This window comes from Pseudoprimorskyibacter insulae (assembly GCF_900302505.1).
Classification (GTDB): domain Bacteria; phylum Pseudomonadota; class Alphaproteobacteria; order Rhodobacterales; family Rhodobacteraceae; genus Pseudoprimorskyibacter; species Pseudoprimorskyibacter insulae.
In genome coordinates this window covers 422,828-445,350 of the sequence record NZ_OMOJ01000002.1, presented here as the reverse complement: position 1 = coordinate 445,350, position 22,523 = coordinate 422,828, and the positions used below count along the sequence as shown (strand labels likewise).

23 protein-coding genes and 1 pseudogene are annotated in these 22,523 nt (G+C 61.2%); 11 read left to right on the top strand and 13 right to left on the bottom strand.

Going from position 1 to position 22,523, the window contains the following annotated elements:
- The first annotated feature begins 14 nt into the window (after window positions 1–14).
- The 3 genes from PRI8871_RS07630 (at window position 15) to PRI8871_RS07620 (ending at window position 2,623) form a co-directional block, all read left to right on the top strand.
- The gene (locus tag PRI8871_RS07630) at window positions 15–752 is read left to right on the top strand and encodes an SDR family NAD(P)-dependent oxidoreductase (RefSeq protein ID WP_108885586.1); all 738 of its coding nucleotides are present in this window, start codon (window positions 15–17) and stop codon (window positions 750–752) included.
- A gap of 12 nt (window positions 753–764) precedes the next feature.
- Complete coding sequence (locus tag PRI8871_RS07625; protein ID WP_108885585.1) at window positions 765–1,505, top strand: SDR family oxidoreductase; 741 nt, start codon at window positions 765–767, stop codon at window positions 1,503–1,505.
- A 113-nt stretch (window positions 1,506–1,618) separates the two neighbouring features.
- Window positions 1,619–2,623, top strand: coding sequence for a P1 family peptidase (locus PRI8871_RS07620; RefSeq protein WP_108885584.1), 1,005 nt, complete (start codon window positions 1,619–1,621; stop codon window positions 2,621–2,623).
- A 13-nt stretch (window positions 2,624–2,636) separates the two neighbouring features.
- Here PRI8871_RS07620 and PRI8871_RS07615 read toward each other — a convergent pair whose 3' ends face one another.
- Both PRI8871_RS07615 and PRI8871_RS07610 read right to left on the bottom strand, forming a co-directional pair.
- Window positions 2,637–3,428 (bottom strand): SseB family protein, encoded by a 792-nt coding sequence (locus PRI8871_RS07615; RefSeq protein WP_108885583.1) that lies wholly within the window; start codon window positions 3,426–3,428, stop codon window positions 2,637–2,639.
- A pseudogene (locus PRI8871_RS07610) lies at window positions 3,425–4,009 on the bottom strand (uracil-DNA glycosylase family protein). The gene PRI8871_RS07615 and the pseudogene PRI8871_RS07610 overlap by 4 nt, the downstream one beginning before the upstream one ends.
- 97 nt (window positions 4,010–4,106) lie before the next feature.
- Between PRI8871_RS07610 and PRI8871_RS07605 the strand changes: the two are divergent.
- The 5 genes from PRI8871_RS07605 to PRI8871_RS07585 all read left to right on the top strand — a co-directional run bounded on the left by PRI8871_RS07605 (window position 4,107) and on the right by PRI8871_RS07585 (window position 9,413).
- Window positions 4,107–4,448, top strand: coding sequence for an ArsR/SmtB family transcription factor (locus tag PRI8871_RS07605; RefSeq protein WP_108885903.1), 342 nt, complete (start codon window positions 4,107–4,109; stop codon window positions 4,446–4,448).
- On the top strand, window positions 4,441–5,463 hold the full coding sequence (locus tag PRI8871_RS07600) for a permease (RefSeq protein WP_108885582.1): 1,023 nt from the start codon (window positions 4,441–4,443) through the stop codon (window positions 5,461–5,463). Before PRI8871_RS07605 ends, PRI8871_RS07600 begins: the two co-directional genes overlap by 8 nt.
- Window positions 5,464–5,691: 228 nt before the next feature.
- Window positions 5,692–6,939 (top strand): Na+/H+ antiporter NhaA, encoded by a 1,248-nt coding sequence (locus PRI8871_RS07595; protein ID WP_108885581.1) that lies wholly within the window; start codon window positions 5,692–5,694, stop codon window positions 6,937–6,939.
- 175 nt (window positions 6,940–7,114) lie between these two features.
- Window positions 7,115–7,774 carry an ABC transporter ATP-binding protein gene (locus PRI8871_RS07590; RefSeq protein WP_108885580.1) on the top strand — a complete coding sequence of 220 codons (660 nt, stop codon included), beginning with the start codon at window positions 7,115–7,117 and terminating at the stop codon, window positions 7,772–7,774.
- Window positions 7,752–9,413, top strand: a complete 1,662-nt coding sequence (locus PRI8871_RS07585) for a KpsE/RkpR family capsule polysaccharide export protein (protein ID WP_108885579.1) — start codon at window positions 7,752–7,754, stop codon at window positions 9,411–9,413. Before PRI8871_RS07590 ends, PRI8871_RS07585 begins: the two co-directional genes overlap by 23 nt.
- A gap of 53 nt (window positions 9,414–9,466) precedes the next feature.
- Here PRI8871_RS07585 and PRI8871_RS07580 read toward each other — a convergent pair whose 3' ends face one another.
- The 3 genes from PRI8871_RS07580 to ubiA are packed head-to-tail and all read right to left on the bottom strand — an operon-like array spanning window position 9,467 to window position 12,705.
- Complete coding sequence (locus PRI8871_RS07580; protein ID WP_108885578.1) at window positions 9,467–9,793, bottom strand: hypothetical protein; 327 nt, start codon at window positions 9,791–9,793, stop codon at window positions 9,467–9,469.
- On the bottom strand, window positions 9,780–11,687 hold the full coding sequence (locus PRI8871_RS07575) for an OmpA family protein (RefSeq protein ID WP_108885577.1): 1,908 nt from the start codon (window positions 11,685–11,687) through the stop codon (window positions 9,780–9,782). The genes PRI8871_RS07580 and PRI8871_RS07575 overlap by 14 nt, the downstream gene beginning before the upstream one ends.
- A gap of 58 nt (window positions 11,688–11,745) precedes the next feature.
- Window positions 11,746–12,705 carry a 4-hydroxybenzoate octaprenyltransferase gene (ubiA, locus tag PRI8871_RS07570; RefSeq protein WP_108885576.1) on the bottom strand — a complete coding sequence of 320 codons (960 nt, stop codon included), beginning with the start codon at window positions 12,703–12,705 and terminating at the stop codon, window positions 11,746–11,748.
- A gap of 12 nt (window positions 12,706–12,717) precedes the next feature.
- On the opposite strand from ubiA, the gene PRI8871_RS07565 reads away from it, so the two are divergent.
- From PRI8871_RS07565 to PRI8871_RS07555, 3 genes are read left to right on the top strand one after another with little or no spacing between them, the layout of a single operon-like run.
- Window positions 12,718–13,440 (top strand): 16S rRNA (uracil(1498)-N(3))-methyltransferase, encoded by a 723-nt coding sequence (locus PRI8871_RS07565; RefSeq protein ID WP_108885902.1) that lies wholly within the window; start codon window positions 12,718–12,720, stop codon window positions 13,438–13,440.
- Window positions 13,437–13,955, top strand: a complete 519-nt coding sequence (locus tag PRI8871_RS07560; protein ID WP_245897800.1) for a hypothetical protein — start codon at window positions 13,437–13,439, stop codon at window positions 13,953–13,955. Before PRI8871_RS07565 ends, PRI8871_RS07560 begins: the two co-directional genes overlap by 4 nt.
- A 59-nt stretch (window positions 13,956–14,014) precedes the next feature.
- The gene (locus PRI8871_RS07555) at window positions 14,015–15,385 is read left to right on the top strand and encodes a glutamate--cysteine ligase (RefSeq protein WP_108885574.1); all 1,371 of its coding nucleotides are present in this window, start codon (window positions 14,015–14,017) and stop codon (window positions 15,383–15,385) included.
- A 31-nt stretch (window positions 15,386–15,416) separates the two neighbouring features.
- On the opposite strand, the gene PRI8871_RS07550 is transcribed toward PRI8871_RS07555, so the two are convergent.
- The 8 genes from PRI8871_RS07550 to PRI8871_RS07515 all read right to left on the bottom strand — a co-directional run bounded on the left by PRI8871_RS07550 (window position 15,417) and on the right by PRI8871_RS07515 (window position 22,463).
- Entirely contained in the window at window positions 15,417–16,460 is a 1,044-nt protein-coding gene (locus tag PRI8871_RS07550; protein ID WP_108885573.1) for a threonine aldolase family protein, read from the bottom strand.
- 21 nt (window positions 16,461–16,481) lie between these two features.
- Window positions 16,482–16,952, bottom strand: coding sequence for a YcgN family cysteine cluster protein (locus PRI8871_RS07545; RefSeq protein ID WP_108885572.1), 471 nt, complete (start codon window positions 16,950–16,952; stop codon window positions 16,482–16,484).
- The gene (locus PRI8871_RS07540; protein ID WP_108885571.1) at window positions 16,949–17,881 is read right to left on the bottom strand and encodes a bifunctional riboflavin kinase/FAD synthetase; all 933 of its coding nucleotides are present in this window, start codon (window positions 17,879–17,881) and stop codon (window positions 16,949–16,951) included. The genes PRI8871_RS07545 and PRI8871_RS07540 overlap by 4 nt, the downstream gene beginning before the upstream one ends.
- Window positions 17,882–18,042: 161 nt before the next feature.
- Window positions 18,043–18,486: a MaoC family dehydratase gene (locus PRI8871_RS07535; RefSeq protein ID WP_108885570.1), complete on the bottom strand. Its 444-nt coding sequence runs from the start codon at window positions 18,484–18,486 to the stop codon at window positions 18,043–18,045.
- A gap of 102 nt (window positions 18,487–18,588) precedes the next feature.
- Complete coding sequence (locus PRI8871_RS07530) at window positions 18,589–19,461, bottom strand: TIGR01459 family HAD-type hydrolase (protein WP_108885569.1); 873 nt, start codon at window positions 19,459–19,461, stop codon at window positions 18,589–18,591.
- Window positions 19,462–19,600: 139 nt separating this feature from the next.
- Window positions 19,601–20,521, bottom strand: coding sequence for a manganese-dependent inorganic pyrophosphatase (locus PRI8871_RS07525; RefSeq protein WP_108885568.1), 921 nt, complete (start codon window positions 20,519–20,521; stop codon window positions 19,601–19,603).
- 236 nt (window positions 20,522–20,757) lie between these two features.
- A complete protein-coding gene (locus tag PRI8871_RS07520; RefSeq protein WP_108885567.1) occupies window positions 20,758–21,876 on the bottom strand; it encodes a CaiB/BaiF CoA transferase family protein in 1,119 nt (372 codons plus the stop codon).
- Entirely contained in the window at window positions 21,876–22,463 is a 588-nt protein-coding gene (locus PRI8871_RS07515) for a DsbA family protein (protein ID WP_245897799.1), read from the bottom strand. Before PRI8871_RS07515 ends, PRI8871_RS07520 begins: the two co-directional genes overlap by 1 nt.
- Window positions 22,464–22,523 lie beyond the last annotated feature (60 nt).

The following is a 22,523-nucleotide window of genomic DNA, read 5'->3' as shown; positions in this document are numbered from 1 at the left end:
CATGGGAGGATATTTTGGACAAACGATTTGAAGGCCAGACGGCCATTGTAACCGGTGGCGGATCGGGCATCGGCGAAGCGGTCAGCCGCCGCCTTGCCCGCGAAGGCGCAAACGTCATCATCTGGGACATCAACGACGACGCCATCGCCCGCATGTCGGACGAACCAAACATCCGTGGCCGCAAGATCGACGTGACCGATAGCGACGCGGTCAACGCCGCCATGGCCCAAGACGCCAATGATTACGGCGGGCTTGATATCCTTGTGTGCTCGGCTGGTATCACAGGCCCGAACGTCACCACGTGGGAATACTCGGACGCCGATTGGCTGAAGGTGATGAACCTGAACCTGAACGCGGTGTTCTACTGCAACCGCGCCATCGCCCCGATCCTGCGCGAACGCGGCTATGGCCGGATCATCAACCTCGCCTCGATCGCGGGAAAGGAAGGCAACCCCAAAGCCCCAGCCTATTCCGCGTCCAAGGCCGCCGTGATCGGCCTGACCAAATCGCTGGGCAAGGAACTGGCCGACACGGCCGTCACCGTCAACGCCGTGGCCCCCGCCGCCGTGCGCACCGCGATCTTCGACCAGATGACACCGGAATTCACCGCCTTCATGCTGTCGAAAATCCCGATGGGCCGGTTCGGCACCGTCGATGAGATCTCGAACATGATCTGCTGGCTGGCCAGCCGCGAAGCCTCGTTCACCACGGGTGCCGTCTTTGACCAAACCGGCGGCCGCGCCACGTTCTGAGGAGGACACGACATGAGACTTGAGGGAAAAACCGCCATCGTCACCGGCGCAGGTTCAGGCTTTGGCGCGGGCATCGCCAAACGCTTTCTCGAAGAAGGCGCGAAAGTCATGATCGCCGACATCAATGAGACCAACGCCAAGGCCGTCGCGCACGAATTCGGCGGGCTGGCGCAGCGTGTCGACGTGGCCAACGGCCCCAGCGTGAACGACATGGTGGACCGCGCCATCGCCGAATTCGGCCATGTCGATATTCTGGTGAACAACGCGGGCGTCACCCACCTGCCGAACGCAATGGAGTTGGTCAGCGAGGATGACTTTGACCGCGTCTTCGCGGTGAACTGCAAGTCCGTCTACCTGACCGCCCGCGCCTTGGTGCCCCATTTCAAAAGCCGCAAAGCGGGCAATATCCTCAACGTTGCCTCAACCGCTGGCGTCTCGCCACGCCCGCGCCTGAACTGGTACAACAGTTCCAAAGGGTGGATGAACACCGCGACCCGCGCCATGGCGGTGGAACTGGCCCCCGAAGGCATCCGCGTCAACGCCATCAACCCGGTCGCAGGCGACACGCCGCTGCTGCCCAGCTTCCTTGGCGACGACACGCCGGAAATGCGCGCCAAGTTCCTGTCGACCATCCCCATTGGCCGCTTTTCCACGCCCGAAGATATGGCCAACGCCGCGCTCTATCTGTGCTCGGATGAGGCCAGCATGGTCACGGGCGTCTGCATGCAGGTCGACGGCGGCCGCTGCATCTAGAACAACCCGCGCGGTGCCAATTGCGTGCCGCGCGGCCCTTTCGCCTTGCGTCCCTGCTTCTTCTCTTTCCAAATACGCAAAAGCACCGCTTGCCGTCACGAGGAACGCCCAAGATGAAGCCCGGCCCCCTGAACTTGATCACCGATGTCACGGGGCTCCGCGTGGGCAATGCGCAGGACGATACGCTGAAATCCGGCACCACGGTTCTGACGGCGGATGCGCCTTTTGCCTGTTCCTATTCCGTCATGGGTGGCGCCCCCGGCACCCGCGAAACTGACCTTTTGGAGCCGGACAAATCCGTTGCCGGGGTCGATGCGCTGGTCCTATCCGGCGGCAGTGCCTTTGGCCTTGCCGCAGCGCAGGGGGTCATGGATGCGCTATACCAACAGGGGCGCGGATTTCCGGTGTTCACTGCCCGCGTGCCCATCGTGCCTTCGGCCATTATCTTTGATCTGCTGAACGGCGGGCAGAAGGATTGGGGCGAAAACCCCTACCCCGCGCTTGGCCGCGCGGCATTGGCCAATGCGGGAACCACCTTCAACCTTGGATCGGTCGGCGCTGGAACGGGCGCGCAGACGGCGATGCACAAGGGTGGGCTTGGCTCGGCCTCGGTGGTTTTGCCATCGGGGGCAACCGTGGGCGCATTGGTCGCCGCGAACCCGGTGGGCAGCGTCACGACCCCGTCGGGCCGTCATTTCCACGCCGCCCCTTATGAGATGGGCGGCGAATTCGGCGCACTTGGCCCCGATCCCACGCAAGGGTTTCAACCCAATCCGCCCAGCCGCAAATTCACCGCGATGATGGAACTGGCCAACACCACCATCGCAATCGTCGCCACCGACGTCGCATTGACAAAGGCCGAGTGTAAGCGCGTGGCCACCGCCGCGCATGACGGTATGGCCCGTGCGATTGTGCCTGCGCATACGCCCCACGACGGCGATCTGATCTTTGCCGCCAGCACAGGCGCCAGGCCCATGGCATCGCCGCTAGAGGTGACTGAGATCGGCCACGCAGCCGCCGTATGCCTTGCCCGCGCTATTGCCCGCGCCGTATGGGAGGCGACGCCAGCGGATGACGATACCCTGCCGACTTTCCGGTCTGAGATGGGGCTAACCTAGCGCCGGGCGTCGCTTAGCGCAGAATCGGCGGCTTTTCCGGATCGCTCCCCGGTGCGGGGCGGGCAATTTCTTCGGCCTTCTGCGGCTCGGGCAGATCAAAGCGCAGGCCAACGCGGGCCAATTGCGCGGCGGCACTATCGCTGTCGGACAGAAACACCACGTCCAGTGCGCCCGCCTCGATCCCCGAAAACACCAGCGCTTCGTTCACCGCGCGGGCCAAGGGGGCCTCGGCGCCGTCAACCGCGCCGGTGATCCCCAGCAGGTGCCCGCGTGTGCCATCGTCATAGGTGACCTCGGTCAGATAGGCCTTGCGCGCCAATCCGGCGGCGGTGGCCAGCTTGGCATCCAGCGCAGTCAGCAGAACATCAGGCAGACCCTTGGGCGTGTTGAATTCAACCGGACGTGCCTCAGTCTGTTGCGGGCCATGATCCAACGTTTGGGTCAGCCACGATACAGCCTCGGGCGGCAAAAGGATCGACGAGGGCGCGACCTCGGGGTTGACGGCAAGGCCAATGCCCTGCCCGCCCAGCATCTGTGCAATCGCGCGGCCCGACAGCGCCGCATAGGGCACCGGGCGGCCCGCAAACTGGCCCAAGCGTTCCTCTCGGTCAAAGACCAGCACGAACGAGGCGTCGGCCAATTCGAACAACTCGGGCGAAATTTGGTCGCCCTGCGCTTCTTCGGTCAGCATCAGGAACAGCTCAGAATCCGCCAGACGTTCATAGAAGCGCAAACGGGCGGCATGATCCTCGGGCGCGGCCTCCATCGCTTGGTGGGCGGTGTCGAGCGGGGTGTGTTCCGTCATTGCATGACCTCCTTTACGCGCTGGCGCAGCACCGGCAGCAGATCGGTTTCGAACCACGGGTTGCGCCGCAGCCATGCGGTATTGCGCCACGACGGATGAGGCAAGGGGATTGCACCCGGCAGATGGTCGCGCCAGTTCAAAACAGTCTCTGTTACGGCGGTTTTTGCGCCCAAATGGTATTTCTGAGCATAGCCGCCGACCAGAACCGTTTAGCGCAGGTTCGGCATCGTGCCCATGATCTGGCCATGCCACGTGTTGCGGCAAGCGGGCGGCGGGGGTAGATCGCTGCCCTTGGCGTCATAGCCCGGAAAGCAAAACGCCATCGGAATGCAGGCGACATGGGTTAGGTCGTAGAACTCATCCCGGGTGACGCCCAGCCAGTCCCGCAGCCGGTCGCCCGAGGCATCGTCGAACGGCTTGCCGCTTTCATGCACCCTTGCGCCGGGGGCCTGCCCCGCGATCAGCAGCCGCGCCGAGGGGCGGAACCACACCACCGGCCGCGGACGGTGGGCCGTCGCCGTGGCGGCGAACCGGTCAGCGCAAAGTGTGCAGGCGCGGATTTGATCGGTCAGGTTTGTCATTGGGTTAGATGTAAGGGCATTCGCCAACCCTGCCAATATTTCGATGATTGTCGAAATAAACCTTGCCAACACCCTTCAATTCGATAATTCTAGAAATATGAAAATGGATTCGCCCCTCCCGCATATGCCGCTTGAAGTGGCCGCTTCGAAATTCGCCGCGCTTGGATCGGAACAGCGCTTGCTTGTGCTGCGCACTTTGGTGCGGGCCGGGCCGGATGGTCTGACCATCGGCGAGCTTGGCGAAAAATCGGGCGTCACCGGATCGACCCTGACCCACCATCTGAAAATCTTGGCTCAGGCCGAACTAATCACCCAAACCCGCAAGGGCCGCAGCATTCTATGCGCTGGCGCGGCCTATGATGAGGTCCGCGCCCTGTCGGAATTCCTGCTGACCGAATGCTGCGCCGATTGTTCCAAGGAAGGACATGACCATGGCTGACACAGCCGCGCCGGGCCGGGGCTGGCCCAAGATTGACAAAGCATGGGCCGCCACCGCACTGACGCTGGTCGCGGTGGCCGTGCTGGACATGCCCGCCCTTTGGCCAACGGTGGAATTCGCAATCGGAGCCATCTGGCACACCCTGCCCTTCATCGCCTTCGCCGTTCTGGCCGTCGCCTATCTGAAGGCCAGCGGGGCCGAGACCCTGCTTGCCAAAGCCTTTGAGGGCAACGAGGCCCGGATGATCGTAATGGCTGCCCTGCTGGGTGGGCTGTCGCCCTTCTGTTCGTGCGAGGTGATTCCCTTTATCGCGGCCTTGCTGGCCGTCGGTGCGCCGCTCAGTGCGGTCATGGCCTTTTGGCTGGCGTCGCCGCTGATGGACCCGGCGATGTTTCTTGTCACCTCAGGCACGCTTGGCTGGGATTTCGCCATGGCCAAAACCGTGGCCGCCGTGGGCATTGGCCTGCTGGGCGGGCTTGGCACCATGGCCTTCGCCACCAGCCCCGTGTTCCGCGACCCATTGCGCGAAAAGCCCAAGGTGGGCGGATGTTGCGGCGTCAAGAAGCCCTTCAGCGGTGCGCCGGTCTGGCGGTTCTGGACCGATGACGCCCGTCGCGCCACATTCCGCGACACCGGATTGGAAAACGCACTGTTCCTGCTGAAGTGGCTGACGCTGGCCTATGTGCTAGAGGCCGTGATGATCCGCTACGTGCCTGCCGATTGGATCGCGGGCGTTCTGGGTGGCACTGGTGTTTGGCCGATCATCCTTGGGGCCTTTGTCGGAGCGCCCGCCTATCTGAACGGCTACGCGGCGGTTCCGCTGGTGGATGCGCTGTTGACACAAGGCATGTCGCAGGGCGCCGCCATGAGCTTTGTGATCGCCGGGGGCGTCAGCTGTATCCCCGCCGCTGTCGCGGTCTGGGCGCTGGTCAAACCGCGCGTCTTTGCGGCCTATCTGGGCTATGCCATCCTTGGCGCAGTGCTGGCCGGGGCCGCGTGGGCGGCAATCGCCTGACAAACCTGCCCGCTGCGTCACAAGATACCGCAGCGGGCGACTCGCGCCTTGGGCGATAGACTGCGGCGCAAAAGACACCACCTATGCGCGAAGGCTGATCTAAACTGATCTAACGCATGCAAATCTGTGTCGTTTTTACGGGCTCTTCCTCTTGCGCTGCGTTGCCCTACTTATGACAATCCGGTAAACGCCCAGAAACCTCAGAGTTGCAAAAGGGCCGGAAATACAATGTATCGCGTCTGGAATTTTCTGACCAACTATTCGCTGCTGCTGATCATCGGCGCTTTGATCGCGTTGGGATGGGCGAACACAAACCCCGATAGTTACCACCACTTCGTCGAATTTGTGATCTGGGATCACGCGCCGATTGGCCATCTGCATGATGGGCATCGCACGCTGACCCTACATTACCTCGTCAACGATGTGCTTATGGCACTGTTCTTCGCCATCGCGGCGAAAGAAGTTTGGGAAGCTGTCATCCTTGAAAACGGATCGCTGCGCGGCAAGAAAGCCGCAACGCCGCTGTTTGCAACGCTTGGCGGCATGATTGGCCCGATCAGCGTTTACCTTGGTCTGGCAATGATCATGGGCTCGACGACCTATGACGCCGTCGCGAACGGCTGGGCCATCCCCACGGCGACCGACATCGCGTTTTCCTACCTTGTTGGCCGGATCGTGTTCGGCGCAGGCCACCCCGCCGTGCGTTTCTTGCTGTTGCTGGCCATCGCCGACGACGCGGCTGGCCTGATCATTCTGGCGATCTTCTATCCGTCGGCTGAACTGGCACCGGAATGGCTGCTGCTGTCGCTGGCTGCCGCCGTCGCCGTCTTTGTGCTGGCCAACTGGCTGCCGCGCTACCTGGACCGTGGCAACCAAGACCGCCCGAACTCGACCTGGATGCGCAAGTACCTGTCGTTCTGGCCCTACCTGATTGCCGCTTGCGCCAGCTGGTACGGGTTCCAGGAATCGGGCATCCACCCGGCGCTTGGCCTGCTGCCGATCGTTCCGACCATCCCGCACGCCGACCGCGCCTTCGGCATCTTCAGCGCCGCAGAAGAACACCTGCACGACCTGCTGAACATGATCGAGCACGCGCTGAAGCATCCGGTTGAGATCATCCTGTTCTTCTTTGGCCTGCTGAACGCCGGTGTCGAATTCTCGTCGATGGGTGATGCGACATGGCTGGTTCTGGCTGGTCTGTTGATTGGTAAACCGATTGGTATTCTGATCTTTGGCTGGATCGCCGCGCGGCCGCTGGGCCTTGGCATCCCGCAAGGCATGCGGATCATCGACCTTGTCGTGATCGGCTTTGTGGCAGCCATCGGCTTTACCGTGTCGCTGTTCGTGGCTTCGGTCGCCTTCGACGCCGGTCCGGTTCAGGATGCGGCCAAGATGGGCGCGCTGTTCAGCTTTGCCGCTGCGATCATATCGATCGTTGTTGGCAAGATTTGCCGCGTGGAAAAGCACGAACTCTGATCCAACCGACAGAGTGAGCATAAAAAGGCCGGCGCCCCGTGCGCCGGCCTTTTCTATTCCCCCAAACCGTGGCTTTTGTTTCCGAAACGGGCCACAATAAGAACAAGTTTGCCGAATAATACCGGATTAAGGCTACCTCGTTAACGAGTCCTATGAGCGGTTTCAGGACATTCGGATGCTAGAGTTCGACACAGTCAGCAAGTCCTTTTGGACAGGCAAACAGCGCAAGGTCATTCTGGACCGCGTGTCCTTTCGCGTGAACATCGGCGAAAGTCTGGGCATTCTTGCGCCGAACGGCACCGGCAAAACCACCCTGATCAAGATGATGGCCGGGCTGGAAAAGCCCGATGAGGGCGAGATTCGCACCAATTGCCGGGTATCCTTTCCGCTGGGATTTATGGGCGGTGTTGTGACCCGCCTGTCGGCCCGCGAAAACGCCCGCTTTATCGCGCGGCTTTATGGGCTGGACCCCGACTATGTCGAGGCGTTCTGCCGGTGGCTCTGCGGGCTAGAGGAATATTTTGACCAGCCGATCGGCACCTATTCGTCGGGGATGCGGGCGCGGTTTACCTTCTCGCTGATGTTGGCGCTGGATTTTGACATGTACCTTGTCGACGAAGGCATGCCCGCTTCGACCGACGTGGAATTCAACCGCAAGGCCGGGGAAATTCTGGCCGAACGTCTTCGGACAACGACAATGATCATCGTGTCTCACCAACCGGAGATCCTTCAGAAATTCGCCCGCAAGGCGGCTGTATTGATGAACGGACAGCTCCATATGTTTGACACCCTTGAAGAAGCGAAACTGCTCTATGACTACGAAACCCAAAGCTAAGAAGTTTCGCATTCGCCGCCCCAGCGCCACTTCAGCGCCAGAGCCGAAGCGTGACACCCCGGAAACGGTCGCCGCCGAACAACCGGCAGCCCCCGCAGCCAAAGCGCCCGAGCCTGCACAAGCCCCCGCAGCGCCGCCCGCAGCGTCGCAGCCCCCCGCACAGCCGACGCCGCAACCGGCTGAGGCCAAGTCGGACATCGGGTCGACCGATCTGGCAGTCATTCAGCGCGAGGGCCTGACGGGTCGCCAATTGCGCATGGCCCGCCGCGTTGCGCAAAAGCACGGGCTTGACCCGCAGACCGACTACGAGGCCGTCCAGCAATTGCGCGCCAAGGGCATCGATCCGTTCCAACGGTCCAACATGCTGGCGCTTGTTGTGTCGGACGATCCCGAAGATCAGGCCGATAGCGCCGCCGGGCGCATACAACTGCCGCAGCGGATCGACCCGAAAAAGGTCGGACTGCCTTCGACCGAAACGATGAAACCGTCCGAGCGCCGCTCGCATGAGATCATGGAGATCCAGCGCGATATCGCCCGTCGTCGCCGCAAGAAATCCATGCTGCTGCTGACGCGGTTGGCGTTCTTTGTGATGCTGCCGACGCTTCTGGCAGGGTATTATTACTATGCCGTGGCCACCCCGATGTACACGACCCGCGCCGAATTCCTGATCCTCAAGAACGATGGTGGCGGTGCCGGTTTTGGCGGTCTTCTGAGCGGCACGCAATTTGCCACCAACCAAGATGCCATCGCGGTGCAGTCTTACCTGCAATCCAAGGACGCCATGCTGCGTCTGGATGAAGACGAAGGCTTCAAAAGCCATTTCAACCAAGATTGGATCGACCCGATCCAGCGCCTGAGCGACGATCCCTCGAACGAGGAGGCGTACAAAGCCTATAAGCGCAATATCGAGATCGGTTACGACCCGACCGAAGGCGTCATCAAGATGGAAGTCACCGCCGCTGACCCGGAACTGGCGGCAGAATTTTCCCGTGCTTTGATCAGCTACGCCGAAGAACGCGTTGACCAGCTGTCGCTGCGCAAGCGTGCCAATGCCCTGACCGATGCCGAAGAAGGCTTGGAGGAGGCCCGCGTAGCCCGTCTGGACGCACAGGAAAAGCTGGTTCGAATGCAGCAGGAAGGCGCGATCATTGACCCGCAGGGCCGGATTGCCGCCCTTCGCGGCCAGATCAACAACGTCGAAGTGCAGCTTCAGGAAAAGCGGCTGGCCTTGCAGGCGCAGCTGGACAACCGCCGCCCGAACGCCGCCAAGGTCGAAGGCGCGCAAGGTGACGTGCGCCGTCTAGAGGCCCTGCTGAAAGAACTGAACACCCAGATGACTTCGGCCTCCCAAGGCGAAAACTCGCTGGCGGAAACGGCTGTCCAGATCCAGCTTGCGCAGGCCGACCTTGCCACGCGTGACATGATGCTTCAGGCCGCGCTGGAAAGGCTGGAGACCGCCCGCCGAGATGCCGATAGCCAAGCCCGCTATCTGACGACCAGCGTTGTGCCCGTTGCCTCGCAAGACCCAAGCTATCCACGCAAATTCGAAGACACGCTGCTGGCCTTCCTGATCTTCTCAGGCATTTACCTGCTGCTGTCGCTGACCGCGTCGATCCTGCGCGAACAGGTGTCGTCCTAAACAAAAAAGGTCAGGGGACACCCTGACCTTTTCGCATTGCCCTGTTCGGCCATTCAGTCGGTGCGCATCCGTTCGACATAGGCGCGCAATTCTTCGGCCTCTTGCCGGGCATCGCGCAGACCTTCCATCGCGGCGGCCAGTTCGGCTTCGGTCTGGGCCAGTTGGTTGGTCAGTTCGGCCTCGCGCTGCTGCAAATAGGTGATGGCCTGATCGCGGGTCTCTTCGGCCTCGTGCAATTCCTGGCTCATCTTTTCCAGCTGGTTCACGTCATCCTGACTGACACGCGAAAATCGATGCACCAGCCAATTGGCGAACCATCCCACGCAAAACGCAATGAAAAGCACAATCGCGGTCGCGACGATGAATTTAGTTCTGTCCATTGTCGGTGCTGTCCTCGGCCGGTTGTGTGGTCTCTTCGCCCGTTTGCGCGTCGCTTTCAAGTGCGGATTCGGTGTCGGCCTCGGGTTGAATCAGCCGGAACTCGATCCGGCGATTGGCTTCGCGGCCAGCATCGGTGCCGTTGTCGGCGATGGGCTGCGCCTCACCAAAGCCGACTGCGGTGTAGCTTGAGGTCAGAACGCGGCGTTCGTGCAAGGCGTCCAGAACCGCCTGCGCACGGCTTTGGCTAAGCTGCTGGTTCATGGATTCGCGGCCCTGACTGTCGGTGTGGCCGCCGATCTCAAGCGGGATCTCCCCGCACTTGGTCAGCAGTTCGGCCAGATCGTCCAGAATGGCGTCGGCCTCAGCGTCAAAGGTCGCCGCGCCCGGTTCGAACGAAATCTTGCGCGCGCCGATGATCTCGACGATGGATTTCTCACATTCCTCAGGCGTTGGAATGCCAAGCAGTGGGTCCAGCCGCTCCTGATAGGTGACGTCGATTTCAAAATCGGCCCCATCTGGTAATTTTTCGGACAAAAGCCCGGCGATTTCGGCGTTGGCGCTTTCATTTCCGGTATTGCCGCGAAGTTTGATCGTATCAGGCGTGACCACAACCGCCCCATTGGACAAACGGGCCAACGCCTCTAGCCCCGCCAGAACGCGGATCGACCAACCGGCATCCATGCCCTCTTTGACCTTGGTCGCCGCGCGGATGTTTTCCGAGCCGAAACGAGCGCGGGCGAAGCTATCGGTGGTGACGCGGGCCATTTCGCTATTCACCACACCGCGCATTTGCACATTGCCTTCGGGGCTAAGGCTGGCCACGAATTCAACCGGGCCTTCCGCGCCGGCCTCGGCGGGCGGCTCAGGCAGGACTGCGGTCAGAACAAAGGCATCGGGCAGCGCATTGTCCAACCCGCCCACAACGCGGGCATAAAGATCAGGGTCCGTGCCTTGATTGGCGACAAGGCTGATATCGGCGTCCGAAATGGTGACCGATCCGCCGCCCAGTTCGGCCAGCGCCGCGATAGATAGCTCAGACGCGTCGGGCCAGCTACGCGATGGGGCACCCAGCCCGATCAGGCAATCGGCCTCACCCTGCAAACCGGCCTTGGCCGCCGCCGCCAGAATGCGCTGGCGCGAGGCTTCGGTCCCGGCAGAGCACGCATCAAAACGCGGGCCGTCTTCGTCGATGACAAAGCGCATGGTAAAGGGCGTGATCACCGGGCGCGGGGCGATCAGATCAAGATCGACCGTTACCCCTTCGGGCGTGCGGCGCGTCAGTTCGGCTTCGATCCGCTCTTTGTCTTCGGCGCTGTCGGTCATTGCCGTCACATCGACCGTCGTCGCCGAAACCGAGATTTTGGAGCGCGGCAGCCGTTCGATTGAGATCATGGCGAAATCAATTGCGTCCTGCCATGTCTCGGGCTCGGGGAAGTCGGCGGTTTCCAGAAAGTCCTGCACCGGGACAGATTTGCCCACACGGCGTTCGATCTGCGCCATCAGCGCATCGCGGTCCATGCTGGCGGGCACCAGACCAATCAGCGACAGACCGGCATCGTTGCGCAAAACCTCAATCGAGAACCGCGGCGGCGTCAGCCCGGCGCTTTCTTCGACGTTCATCTGGTCCAGCACACGGGCCGAATCTACGGCGCGGCCTGCGGCGGTCAGCGCTTGAAAACGGGCAGCCTCATTCGGCGCGGTGCCGTTCAGATAGACCTGAAGCCCATCCGTATCCACGCCAGCCCAAGTGATAGCATCGCGGTCCAGTTCGCTGCGGACGGCTGTCTTGCTGATATCCTCCACCAATAGCGAAGAGACGTAAGCAGCAGCAACCGCCATGGTTCCGGCCGACAGGAAGGCGACGGGGACCAGCAACTTGAGTGACAGGCGCATGTGTGACCCTGTTTTGTATCTTTCGGGACGTGATACGCCGCTAAGCGCTTTGGTTCAATCACGCCAGACAGGCGACGGCGAAAAACAGCACAGGCAGCAATCCGGCGTCCCGATTGCTGCGGAACAGCATCAACAAACGGTTCGTGTCGTTCAGCTCCAGCCGGTTCAATTGCCAGACCATGTGCCAGCCCATCGCCCAAGGGCCGATCAGGCAAAGTACCAATTGCAGAATTTCCCCGCTCGGCGCGGCAAGGATGATCGCAACCCCCATGAGCGTGACGGTGATGACCAAAAACCACCGAAGCCATTTCGGCGTGGCATCGCCAAACAATCGCGCCGTGGATTTCACCCCGATCAGGGCGTCGTCTTCTTTGTCTTGATGGGCGTAAATCGTATCATAGAACAGCGTCCACGACATGCCCGCCACGTATAGAACGACCGCAGGCCATTGCAGCGACCCTGTGTGCGCCGTCCAAGCCAGCAACGCGCCCCAGTTGAAGGCGATACCCAGAAACACCTGTGGCCACCATGTGAACCGCTTGGCAAAGGGATAGATCGCCACCGGCACCAGCGCGACAATGCCCAAGACAATCGCCATCGGCTTGAACGTCAGCAGAATCGCAAAGGACACCAGTGCCTGCAAAACCAACCAGATCAGGGCCTGTTTCACCGTAACTTGCCCCGATGGGATAGGCCGGGATGCCGTGCGGGCGACGGATCCGTCAAAGTCGCGGTCGGTGATATCGTTCCACGTGCAGCCCGCGCCGCGCATCAGAACCGCGCCAATACCGCATCCGACGAAAATCCACGCGTCATACAGGCTGGCCTGTCCGTCCATCACCATCGCCAGAAACAGCCCCCACCAGCAGGGCAGCAGCAGCAGCCAAGTTCCGATGGGCCGGTCAGCGCGGCTGAGACGTAAATAGGGGCGTGTCCAGCGCGGGGCGTATTTGTCGACCCAATTGCCTTTGACAGCATCGGCCACCTGGCCCTCTGGTGTTGCGGCAGGTCCGGTCATATGTTGCGCCCCATGACAGCAAAAACTCGTTTGTATGTAGATCAGCCCTTGGGGCCAGCACAACCTGTCCCTCTGACGCGGGACCAGGCGCATTACCTGTTCGGCGTAATGCGATTGGGCCAAGGCGACAAGGTTGCCCTGTTCAATGGCCAAGATGGCGAATGGCAGGCCGAAGTGGCCGAGGCAGGCAAACGGGGCGGCGTACTGGTCTGCGCCGAACAGTCCCGCCCGCTGCAATTGCCGCCCGATTTGTGGCTAATCTTTGCGCCGATCAAGAAGGCCCGCACCGATTTCATCGTCGAAAAGGCGACCGAGATGGGGGCCGCGCGCATTCTGCCCGCGCAGACCGAATTCACCAATTCCGAACGCATCCGGCAGGACCGTTTGCAAGCCCATGCCGTTGAGGCCGCTGAACAATGCGGCGGCACCTTTGTGCCTGAGGTGGCGGACCTGACCAAGCTGGACCGCCTATTGGCCGATTGGCCTGAAGACAGGCGCTTGATGTTCTGCGATGAGGCCGAGGTGGGCGCATCCAAAGTGCTGGGCGATGCAGGCCCCGGCCCATGGGCAATTCTGATCGGGCCCGAGGGCGGCTTTTCCGAGGCCGAACGCCGCCGCATCACCGCCTTGCCGCAAACCAGCGTTGTCAGCCTTGGCCCGCGCATCCTGCGCGCCGATACCGCCGCCGTTGCAGCCATGACAGTCTGGCAGCAGGCTTTGGGAGATTGGGGATGATCCGCCCCGAAGCCGCCCAAACCCTGCGCCGCTGGTCCGAACCCTTGATCGGCGCGGGCGTGGCCTTGCTTGGGGTCTATTGGGGCTTTTTCACCGGCGGGGGCCTGCTGCATTACATCGGCTATGCCGTCCTGCTGCTGGGGGCGGTGATGGTCTATTCCGGCGTGCAACGCGCCCGCTTTGCCCAAGGCGGAGGTGGCCCCGGCTTGGTGCAGATCGTCGAAGGCCGAGTCAGCTATTTCGGCCCCGAAACCGGGGGTGTAGTGGATCTGTCGGACCTGCGCAGCCTGACGCTCAATTCAGGGAAACAGCGTTGGGAACTGCGGCAAGAAGGGCATATGCCGCTTTATATTCCGCTAAAGGCCGAAGGGGCCGAGGCCCTGTTTGACGCCTACGCCACCCTGCCCGGCATTCGGATTGAACATATGTTGGCGCAGCTTGAGGCGGGCGGCGATCACTCGATTGTCATCTGGCAAGCTGGCCCTACAACTCCGAAGGCTCGCCGCCTGCATTGACACCTGCGGCAAATGTGACCATCCCTAACGTCGTAACGAACAGATCGGAGCTTACGCATATGTCCATCCCTCAGTCCGGCGGCGGCCCGATCGAACGGCATGAACAACTGGCCGAATACCTGGCCTCGGGGTGCAAACCCAAGGAAGATTGGCGCATCGGCACCGAACACGAAAAGTTCGGCTATTGCCAAGACACCCATCGCCCCCTGCCCTACGAAGGCGAACGGTCGATTCTGGCGGTGCTGAATGGGCTACGCGACCGCTATGGCTGGGCCGAAGTGCGCGAAGGCGGCAAGCTGATCGGCCTGACGCAGAACGGTGCGAACATCAGCCTTGAGCCGGGCGGCGCGTTGGAACTGTCGGGCGCACCGCTCGAAACCATCCACCAGACCTGCGATGAGGTGAACGAACACCTGCGCGAAGTCAAAAGCATTGCCGACGATATCGGCGTGCGCTTTATCGGTCTTGGTGCGGCCCCCGAATGGTCGCACGAAGAAATGCCGCTGATGCCCAAAGGCCGTTACAAGCTGATGGACAACTACATGCAGACCGTCGGCACCGCTGGCCGATCGATGATGCGCCGCACCTGCACCGTTCAGGTGAACCTAGATTTTTCGTCCGAGGCGGACATGGTGCAGAAAATGCGCGTAGCCTTGGCGTTGCAGCCCGTGGCAACCGCGCTATTCGCCAACTCGCCCTTCTTTGAGGGCAAACCCAATGGCATGAAATCCTACCGGTCTTGGATCTGGCGCAATCTGGATGACGCCCGCACCGGCATGTTGCCCTTCGTCTTTGAGGATGGCTTCGGGTTTGAGGCGTGGGTTCAGTACGTTCTCGATGTGCCGATGTATTTTGTCTATCGCGACGGCACTTACATCAACGCGCTTGGCCAGTCGTTCCGCGATTTCCTGAAGGGCGAACTGCCTGCCCTGCCCGGCGAAACGCCCACCCTGTCGGATTGGGCCGATCACCTGACCACCGTCTTCCCCGAAGCCCGGATGAAGAAGTACATCGAAATGCGCGGGGCCGATGGCGGCCCGTGGCGCCGGTTGTGTGCCTTGCCCGCGCTGTGGGTCGGCCTGACCTATGACCAAGAAGCGCTGGATGCCGCGTGGGATCTGGTCAAGGGCTGGGACGCCGAAACCCGCGAAGGACTGCGCGTCGCGGCAGGAGAACAGGGGCTTCACGGCAAGGTCGGCAATATCTCGATGCATGATCTGGCCCGCGAGGTCGTGGCAATCGCCGATCTTGGCCTGCGCAACCGCGCCCGGCCCGGTGCGGGCGGTTTGGTGCCCGACGAAACGCATTTCCTGAACGCGCTGAAAGACAGCCTTGAATCGGGCAAGACCCCGGCGGATGAGCTGCTGGAGCATTACCACGGCGATTGGAACGGCGATCTGTCGAAGATCTACAAAGCCTATAGCTACTAAGATCAAAGGCCGCGCGATGCGGCCTTTTTCTTTAGGGTAGAACCAGTTGCGTGAATTGGTCGATGGCCTGATCCGTCATCGACCAGTCCGCTACCAAGCGGCAGGTCAAAGGCGCGTCCGCCTCGCCTTCCAGCGTTCCGCCCCACAGGTGATACATCGCCCCGCCGCCCAAGGCACGTTGGTGCCATGCGCGGGGCCATTCCACGAACAGCATATTGGCGCGCGGTTCATTCAGGAACCGCACTTGGTTGTTCGTGCGCAAGGCCCCCGCCACACGCGCCATATTGGCATTGGCACGGGCTGCCAGATCGCGCCACAGATCATCGCGCAGATAGGCCGCCATCTGCGCCGACAGATAGCGATGCTTAGACAGCAAATGCCCACCCCGCTTGCGGCGATGCTCAAAACTGGCGGCGTGGTCGGGGTTGAAGAAAATCACCGCCTCGACCCCCATCAACCCATTCTTGGTGCCGCCAAAGCTGACGACATCCACGCCCGCCTTCCACGTCATCTCGGCAGGCGTACAGCCAAGCGCGACAACAGCATTGGCAAACCGTGCGCCATCCAGATGCACGGGCAGGCCATAGCCTTTGGCGATCTTCGCAAGGGCGGCGATTTGACCGACCGAATAGAGGTTCCCCATCTCGGTCACATTGGTCAGCGACACAGGCCCCCGCGCAGGCCCATGCACGCCGCGATTGCCTTCGCCCTCAATCGTTGCGATCAGCGCCTCGGGCGTGATGATGTCATCCCCCGGCACAAGAGTCAGCTTGGCCCCGCCGGTGTAGAATTCCGGCGCGTTACACTCGTCTTCGTGGATATGGGCGACCGAGCTGCAAAAGATCGTCTGAAAGGGCTGGCAAATGCTGGAAAGTGCCAAGACATTGGCCGCCGTGCCGGAGGTCACCAGATGCACCACCGCCTCGGGCGCTTCGAACAGATCGCGGATGCGCTGGCGCACCTCGTCCATCAAGGCATCGGCACCATAGCCCATGGCATAGCCCTGATTGGCCTCGGCCAAAGCCGCAAGAACCTGCGCCGGAACCGGACCGGAATTGTCTGAAGCAAAAAACATGGCGCGCCCTTTCTGGCCGCGTCAGAGCGGCTCGTCGATAATGTGGTCTTCCCAGTCTTCCTCGTCCACCTCAAATTCGGGGACGGTGCGATCCTGCATCGACACGCCCGCGCGGTGCACTGTGTCGGGATCGCCCGAGATTAGCGGGTGCCAGCTATACAGCGGCCGCCCCTCGGTCAACAAGCGATAGGCGCAGGTCTGCGGCAGCCAATAGGCGTGCTGGGCAATGGTGGCCGGTGTCATCACGATGCATTCCGGCACGAACTGATGCCGGATCTCATATTGCGAACAGCGGCAGGTCGAATCGTCAAACAGGCGGCAGGCCACACGGGTCAGCGCGACCTCGCCGGTTTCTTCATCCTCAAGCTTGTTGAGGCAGCACTTCCCGCACCCGTCGCAAAGCGCCTCCCATTCCTCGGGCGACATCTTGGCCATGGGTTTGGTTTCCCAGAACTTCCGGCTCAGACCAGTGCGTTGGATCGGGTCGCTCATAGCGCGGCCAGAATGCTGCGAGCCTCGGCGCAATCGGCGTCCATTTGGGTGATCAGCGCATCCAGCCCGTCAAACTTCAACTCCGGTCGCAGGTATTGCACCAGACCAACCGACAGGGTCGCGCCATATAGATCGCCCGTGAAATCAAACAGGAAGGTTTCAAGGTTGGCTTTGTTTTCGCCAAACATCGGACGCACGCCAAGGCTGGCCGCGCCGTGATAGCTGCCCTTGTGCGGGCCGTCCTGCACATCGACCAACACGGCATAAACGCCATGTTTGGGCGGATGCAGCCCGTCAATCGACATATTCGCCGTGGGATAGCCCAGTTCGCGCCCGCGCTGTTCGCCGCCGATGACGCGGCCTTCGATCCGGTGCCAATGGCCCAACATCGTCGCCGCATCGCCCGGACGCCCATCGCTCAGCGCTTGGCGGATGTTGGTCGATGACACGCGCCCGGCCTCGCCCTCAAGGATGCGGGCGATGGTCACACCAAAACCCATATCTTCGCCGAACCGCACCAGATCTTCGGCGGTGCCCTTTCGGCCACGCCCAAAGCAGAAATCAGCGCCCACGACCACATGGCGCAGGCCCAGACCATCGCGGATGACACCCCGCGCAAACCCTTCGGGGGTCAGACCCGCCAACGCCGCGTTGAAGTTCATCTCATAAAGCCGCTCAACCCCCAGCTTGGCCAGCCGAGTGGCCTTAGCCTCACGGCTCATGAGCCGGAACGGCGGCGCATCAGGCGCGAAATACTGCCGGGGATGGGGCTCAAAGGTCATCACGCCAAGCGGCGCATCCGGCGCGGCCTTGCGCGCCAGTTCGATCACCGACCGATGGCCCAGATGAACACCGTCAAAATTACCGATGGCCGCGCTCGCGCCGCGGTCCTCGGGTTTCACGTATTGATAGTCACGAATGATGCGCATGGCCAAAGGCCTAGCGGCCCCCCGCGACCGGTGCAAGCCCAACCTGAAAGAACGCAGCGCCGCCGCTCATCTTTCACATTTGTGACAATGCAGGATGGCAAACCGACCGCCCCAGTCAACAAGGATATGGCAGGCGGGACGGTGGGCGCCCCGCCAATAGCTCAGTCGAACTTGCGCGACGGAGCCAGAACTTTTGCCTCGCCGATCAGCACCTTCTTGCCATTGACAGAGCAATGACAATCCAGCGTCACCCGGCGCTTGGCGTGGTCAATATCGATGACCTTCACCTCAGCATAAACCACATCACCGGGCCGAACGGGGGCCAGAAACTTCAGCGACTGGCCCATGTAAACCGTGCCATGCCCCGGAAGCTGTTCGCCGATCACAGCCGAGATCAGACCAGCCGTCAGCATCCCGTGGGCGATACGCCCCTCAAAGATCGTGTCCTGGGCATATTCGTCATCAAGGTGCACCGGATTGCGGTCGGTGGACACCTCGGCAAACATCTCAATATCCCTGTCCGTAATCTGCTTTCGCAAATGACGGCTCATGCCCATTTCGATGTCTTCGATACAGATCGTTCCGCGCGGCAGGTTGTCCAACATCCCAGTCTCCCGAAGAACGCCCCGGCAATTTTAAGGCGCTCGATTGCTCCATTACGCAATTTTGTTACTTTGCGACTGCAGCAATTTCAAGGAAAATCTGTGTTACCTAAGGTAGCCAATGGTATAAGTCGGGGCGGATTTCTGCTGATCCAGATAGGCCGACAACTTGGCCGGATCAGGCTGACGATCCGTTCCCGTCTCATCCTTGGCCAGCCCGCCACTGATGAACAAAACGTCGATATCCTCGCCCATCGCGCCCGCGACATCGGTCAGAATGCCATCGCCAATCGCCAGAATGCGGCGGTCATCGGTGGGCTTGCCGATCTCGGCCAAACGGCGGCGCGCCAGATCGTAAACCGGCGGATGCGGCTTGCCAAAATACAGGCTTTCACCACCCATTTCCGTATAAAGCGCCGCCAAAGCCCCCGCGCACCATTCCCGCGTTTCGCCCCGATCCACTACCAGATCGGGGTTCGCACAAAGCAAGGGCAGCCCCTTGGTTTTGGCCAGCAAGAATTCAGGCCGCATGACCGACGGATCGGCAAAGGGATCAAACGGGCCGCAACACACAATGCCCTCGGCCTCTTCCAGCGGAACCTGCTCAATCTCAACCGGGTTCTCGATCAACGACAGCGGCTCAAAGAACGGCAGGTCGTGCTTTTGCCCGATGAACCAGACCTTTTTGCCGATCTCCCCTCGGAACATGGCAGACCGGGCCGAATCGCCACTGGTCGCGATGGTGTCATAGGCATCCGCCGGCACGTTGAACCGCTCAAGCTGTTTGGCCACCTCATGGCGCGACCGCGGCGCGTTGGTCAACAGGCACACTGTGCCCCCCTGCGCCCGGTAGGCCTGAAGCGCCGCAACCGCCTCAGGATAGGCCGTCACCCCGTTGTGCACGCATCCCCAAAGATCAACGAACAGCGCGTCGTAATTGGAGGAAATCTTAGCGAGTGTTTCGACGATCTGGGTCATGGTCGGCCTTTCTGATGCCATGGCGGTCGGTGCCTGAAGGGTATCGTCAAAGCGTGACAAAGGGTCAACAGGCTTCCCCCCAAACAAAATGGGCGCCCGCAAGGTTGCAGACGCCCATCGAAATGTCTGTGAAACCGGATCAGAGAGTCAGGTTCGGGATAATCTGCTTCTTACGGCTCATGATGCCCGGCAGAACAACGGTGTCGCCCGAAACGGTGGCGCCAAAGCTCTTCTCGGCCACGGTCTTCACCAGATCGTTCGGAACCAGCAGCGTTGCTTCCTCTTTCAGGATGTCCACCACGAACAGCAGAACCTGATCCACACCATCTTCGGCCTCAACGGTCTTGAAGGTCTCCATCAGGCTGTCCTTGCGGTCCAGCGGGATCTGCGGCGCAGTGGTTTCCAGAACCGAAACGCGGAATTTCTTGCCGCCCACTTCGTATTCTTTCGAATCCATGCGGATCAGCTCGGCATCCGAAAATGCCGAAACGTCCGACTTGGCCGCAAACATCTCAGCGGCGTACTCGGTGACATCCACACCCAGTTCAGCGGCCAGCGCGGCCACGACTTCGCGGTCGCGGTCGGTGGTGGTGGGCGACCGGAATTCCAGCGTGTCGGACAGGATACAGGACAGGGCCGCGCCCTTGATCGCTTCCGGCATCTTGGCGGCGTCATCGCCCATCAGGTCGTACATGATAGTCGCGGTGCAAGCCAGCGGACGGATCGTAATATCGATCGGGCCTTTGGTTTCCAGACCACCAACCAGCTTGTGGTGGTCGATGATCGCGCGGATATCGGCGTCATTGATATCGGCGGGCAATTCCGCCGGGTTGTTGGTATCAACGATCACAACCGGGGCACCGGCCTCAACACCGCTGATGATTTCCGGCTTATCGAGGTTCCAACGGGTCAGAACAAAAGCGGCTTCGGTATTCGGCTCGCCCAGCAGCGCGGGCTTGGCAGCTTCGCCCTTTACTTCGTTCAGGTACCAGGCCCAGACAATCGGAGACCCGGTGCTATCGGTGTCAGGCGATTTGTGGCCGAAAACAAGCGTGGTCATGTGCATATCCTCAAACTGTCAAATGCGGCATTTTCCGCGCTTATATGCAGTGCAGCATTGCTTGTCACCTGCCCAAAAAGGCCTGCGACCATGGGTCTAGCCCCCACATCTTCACCTTTCCAAAAATCCTCCGGAGGGGAATTGGCCGCAAGGCCAAGGGGAGGCAGCGCCTCCCACACCCGCCTGCCGATCCGGCAGGCTGATCCTGCGCGGGCCGCAAGGCCCGCACAATTGGCTTACTGTCCCAGCTTGGGTGACGCGCGGTTCAGCACCAGATCGGCATCCGAAAACCGGAAAGGCGAGCGAACCCCCGGCACGCCATCGGGCGCGATCTGCATCCCGCGTGCCTGGACCTGCGGGTCATTGAACACATCGGCCATATCGTTGATCGGCCCGGCGGGCACGCCCTCGGCCTCGCAAGCCGCCAAAAGATCCGCCCGCGTGCGACGCAGGGTGGCCTCGGTCAACAGGCCGATCATTTCCTCGCGGTTGGCAATCCGGTCGGCATTGCTCAGAAATTCGGGTGCCTCGGCCATATCGGGCAGGCCCAGCAACCGGCAGAGGCGCTGATACTGCGCATCATTGCCCGTCGCGATGATGATATGGCCATCCTTGCAATCAAACACCTGATAGGGCGTCAGATTCGGGTGATAGTTCCCGGTCCGCCCAGGCGGGGTGCCTGTGCTTAGATAGTTCATGGCCTGATTGGCGGTCACGGACACGGCGCAATCCAGCAGCGCCATATCGATGTGCTGGCCTTTGCCGGTCTGACTGCGCTGGTGCAGGGCCGCCAGAATGCCTGTGACCGAATACAGCCCCGTGAACAGATCCGTGATCGCAACCCCCGCCCGCTGCGGCTGCCCATCGGGATCGCCGGTGATCGACATCAGCCCAGACATGCCTTGGATAATGTAGTCATAACCCGCGCGATGCGCGTAAGGCCCATCCTGACCAAACCCGGTGATCGAACAGTAGATCAGGCCGGGGTTCACCTCAGACAGGCTGGCATAATCGAGCCCGTATTTCTTCAGCCCGCCGACCTTGAAATTCTCGATCAGGATGTCCGCACCGCGCACCATATCGCGCAGCTGCTGCTGGCCCTCGGCCGAGGCCAGATCGACCACAACTGATTGCTTGCCGCGATTGCACGAATGGAAATAGGCCGCCGTCCGATCATCTTCGCGATCAATAAAGGGCGGGCCCCATTTGCGGGTGTCATCGCCCTGCACTGCCTCAACCTTGATGACCTCGGCCCCAAGATCGGCCAAGGTCTGACCGGCCCAAGGGCCAGCCAGAATCCGCGCCAGTTCGATGACCTTCAGACCCGCCAAGGGGCCATTGGGCGCGGCTACCATCAGGCGCCGAGCGCCTCATCCAGAAGCGCCGAGAAGTCGGCGTAGTTCATGTTGGATTGCTTTTTGCCATCCACGATGAATGACGGGGTCGAGGTGATATCGTCCCGCTGAGCGTTTTCCTGATACCAGCCAACCAGCGCGCGCAGCTTGTCGCCATCGGTCAGGCAGGCCTCTAGCTCGTCCTTTTCGATTCCGGCCAACAGGCCGATTTTGCGCAGCGCGTCAGCAATCGCCGCGTCCGATCCAGCACGCGCCCAGTCGGATTGGGTTTTGTAGATCATATCGGTGATGCCAAAGAACTTTTCGGGGCCACCGCAGCGGGCGATCATCGACGCCCACATGCCGTATTTGTCGAAATAGACTTCGCGGTACACGAACTTGATCTTACCGGTGTCGATGTAATTGGCCTTCAGATCCTTGAACACGGTCTTGTGGAAGTTGGCGCAATGCGGGCAGGTATAAGAGGCGTATTCAATCACCTCTACCGCGGCGTCCGGGTTCCCGAGGACCATATCCTCAATGACGGGGGCTTCGGCGTCCTGCGCGAATGCGGGCAGCCCGCTAAAGCCGGCTGTTCCTGCTGCCATCAGGGCGACAAAAGTCCTGCGATCCATATGCGTGATCCTTTTTCTGTGCCAAGCGGTCTG

What these genes read in the sequence shown, in the direction of transcription:
- PRI8871_RS07625 (WP_108885585.1), top strand. Translation starts at nt 765, where the DNA reads ATGAGACTTGAGGGAAAAACCGCCATCGTCACCGGCGCAGGTTCAGGC.
- PRI8871_RS07620 (WP_108885584.1), top strand. Translation starts at nt 1,619, where the DNA reads ATGAAGCCCGGCCCCCTGAACTTGATCACCGATGTCACGGGGCTCCGC.
- PRI8871_RS07615 (WP_108885583.1), bottom strand. Translation starts at nt 3,428, where the DNA reads ATGACGGAACACACCCCGCTCGACACCGCCCACCAAGCGATGGAGGCC.
- PRI8871_RS07605 (WP_108885903.1), top strand. Translation starts at nt 4,107, where the DNA reads ATGAAAATGGATTCGCCCCTCCCGCATATGCCGCTTGAAGTGGCCGCT.
- PRI8871_RS07600 (WP_108885582.1), top strand. Translation starts at nt 4,441, where the DNA reads ATGGCTGACACAGCCGCGCCGGGCCGGGGCTGGCCCAAGATTGACAAA.
- PRI8871_RS07595 (WP_108885581.1), top strand. Translation starts at nt 5,692, where the DNA reads ATGTATCGCGTCTGGAATTTTCTGACCAACTATTCGCTGCTGCTGATC.
- PRI8871_RS07590 (WP_108885580.1), top strand. Translation starts at nt 7,115, where the DNA reads ATGCTAGAGTTCGACACAGTCAGCAAGTCCTTTTGGACAGGCAAACAG.
- PRI8871_RS07585 (WP_108885579.1), top strand. Translation starts at nt 7,752, where the DNA reads ATGACTACGAAACCCAAAGCTAAGAAGTTTCGCATTCGCCGCCCCAGC.
- PRI8871_RS07580 (WP_108885578.1), bottom strand. Translation starts at nt 9,793, where the DNA reads ATGGACAGAACTAAATTCATCGTCGCGACCGCGATTGTGCTTTTCATT.
- PRI8871_RS07575 (WP_108885577.1), bottom strand. Translation starts at nt 11,687, where the DNA reads ATGCGCCTGTCACTCAAGTTGCTGGTCCCCGTCGCCTTCCTGTCGGCC.
- ubiA (WP_108885576.1), bottom strand. Translation starts at nt 12,705, where the DNA reads ATGACCGGACCTGCCGCAACACCAGAGGGCCAGGTGGCCGATGCTGTC.
- PRI8871_RS07565 (WP_108885902.1), top strand. Translation starts at nt 12,718, where the DNA reads ATGACAGCAAAAACTCGTTTGTATGTAGATCAGCCCTTGGGGCCAGCA.
- PRI8871_RS07560 (WP_245897800.1), top strand. Translation starts at nt 13,437, where the DNA reads ATGATCCGCCCCGAAGCCGCCCAAACCCTGCGCCGCTGGTCCGAACCC.
- PRI8871_RS07555 (WP_108885574.1), top strand. Translation starts at nt 14,015, where the DNA reads ATGTCCATCCCTCAGTCCGGCGGCGGCCCGATCGAACGGCATGAACAA.
- PRI8871_RS07550 (WP_108885573.1), bottom strand. Translation starts at nt 16,460, where the DNA reads ATGTTTTTTGCTTCAGACAATTCCGGTCCGGTTCCGGCGCAGGTTCTT.
- PRI8871_RS07545 (WP_108885572.1), bottom strand. Translation starts at nt 16,952, where the DNA reads ATGAGCGACCCGATCCAACGCACTGGTCTGAGCCGGAAGTTCTGGGAA.
- PRI8871_RS07540 (WP_108885571.1), bottom strand. Translation starts at nt 17,881, where the DNA reads ATGCGCATCATTCGTGACTATCAATACGTGAAACCCGAGGACCGCGGC.
- PRI8871_RS07535 (WP_108885570.1), bottom strand. Translation starts at nt 18,486, where the DNA reads ATGTTGGACAACCTGCCGCGCGGAACGATCTGTATCGAAGACATCGAA.
- PRI8871_RS07530 (WP_108885569.1), bottom strand. Translation starts at nt 19,461, where the DNA reads ATGACCCAGATCGTCGAAACACTCGCTAAGATTTCCTCCAATTACGAC.
- PRI8871_RS07525 (WP_108885568.1), bottom strand. Translation starts at nt 20,521, where the DNA reads ATGACCACGCTTGTTTTCGGCCACAAATCGCCTGACACCGATAGCACC.
- PRI8871_RS07520 (WP_108885567.1), bottom strand. Translation starts at nt 21,876, where the DNA reads ATGGTAGCCGCGCCCAATGGCCCCTTGGCGGGTCTGAAGGTCATCGAA.
- PRI8871_RS07515 (WP_245897799.1), bottom strand. Translation starts at nt 22,463, where the DNA reads ATGGCAGCAGGAACAGCCGGCTTTAGCGGGCTGCCCGCATTCGCGCAG.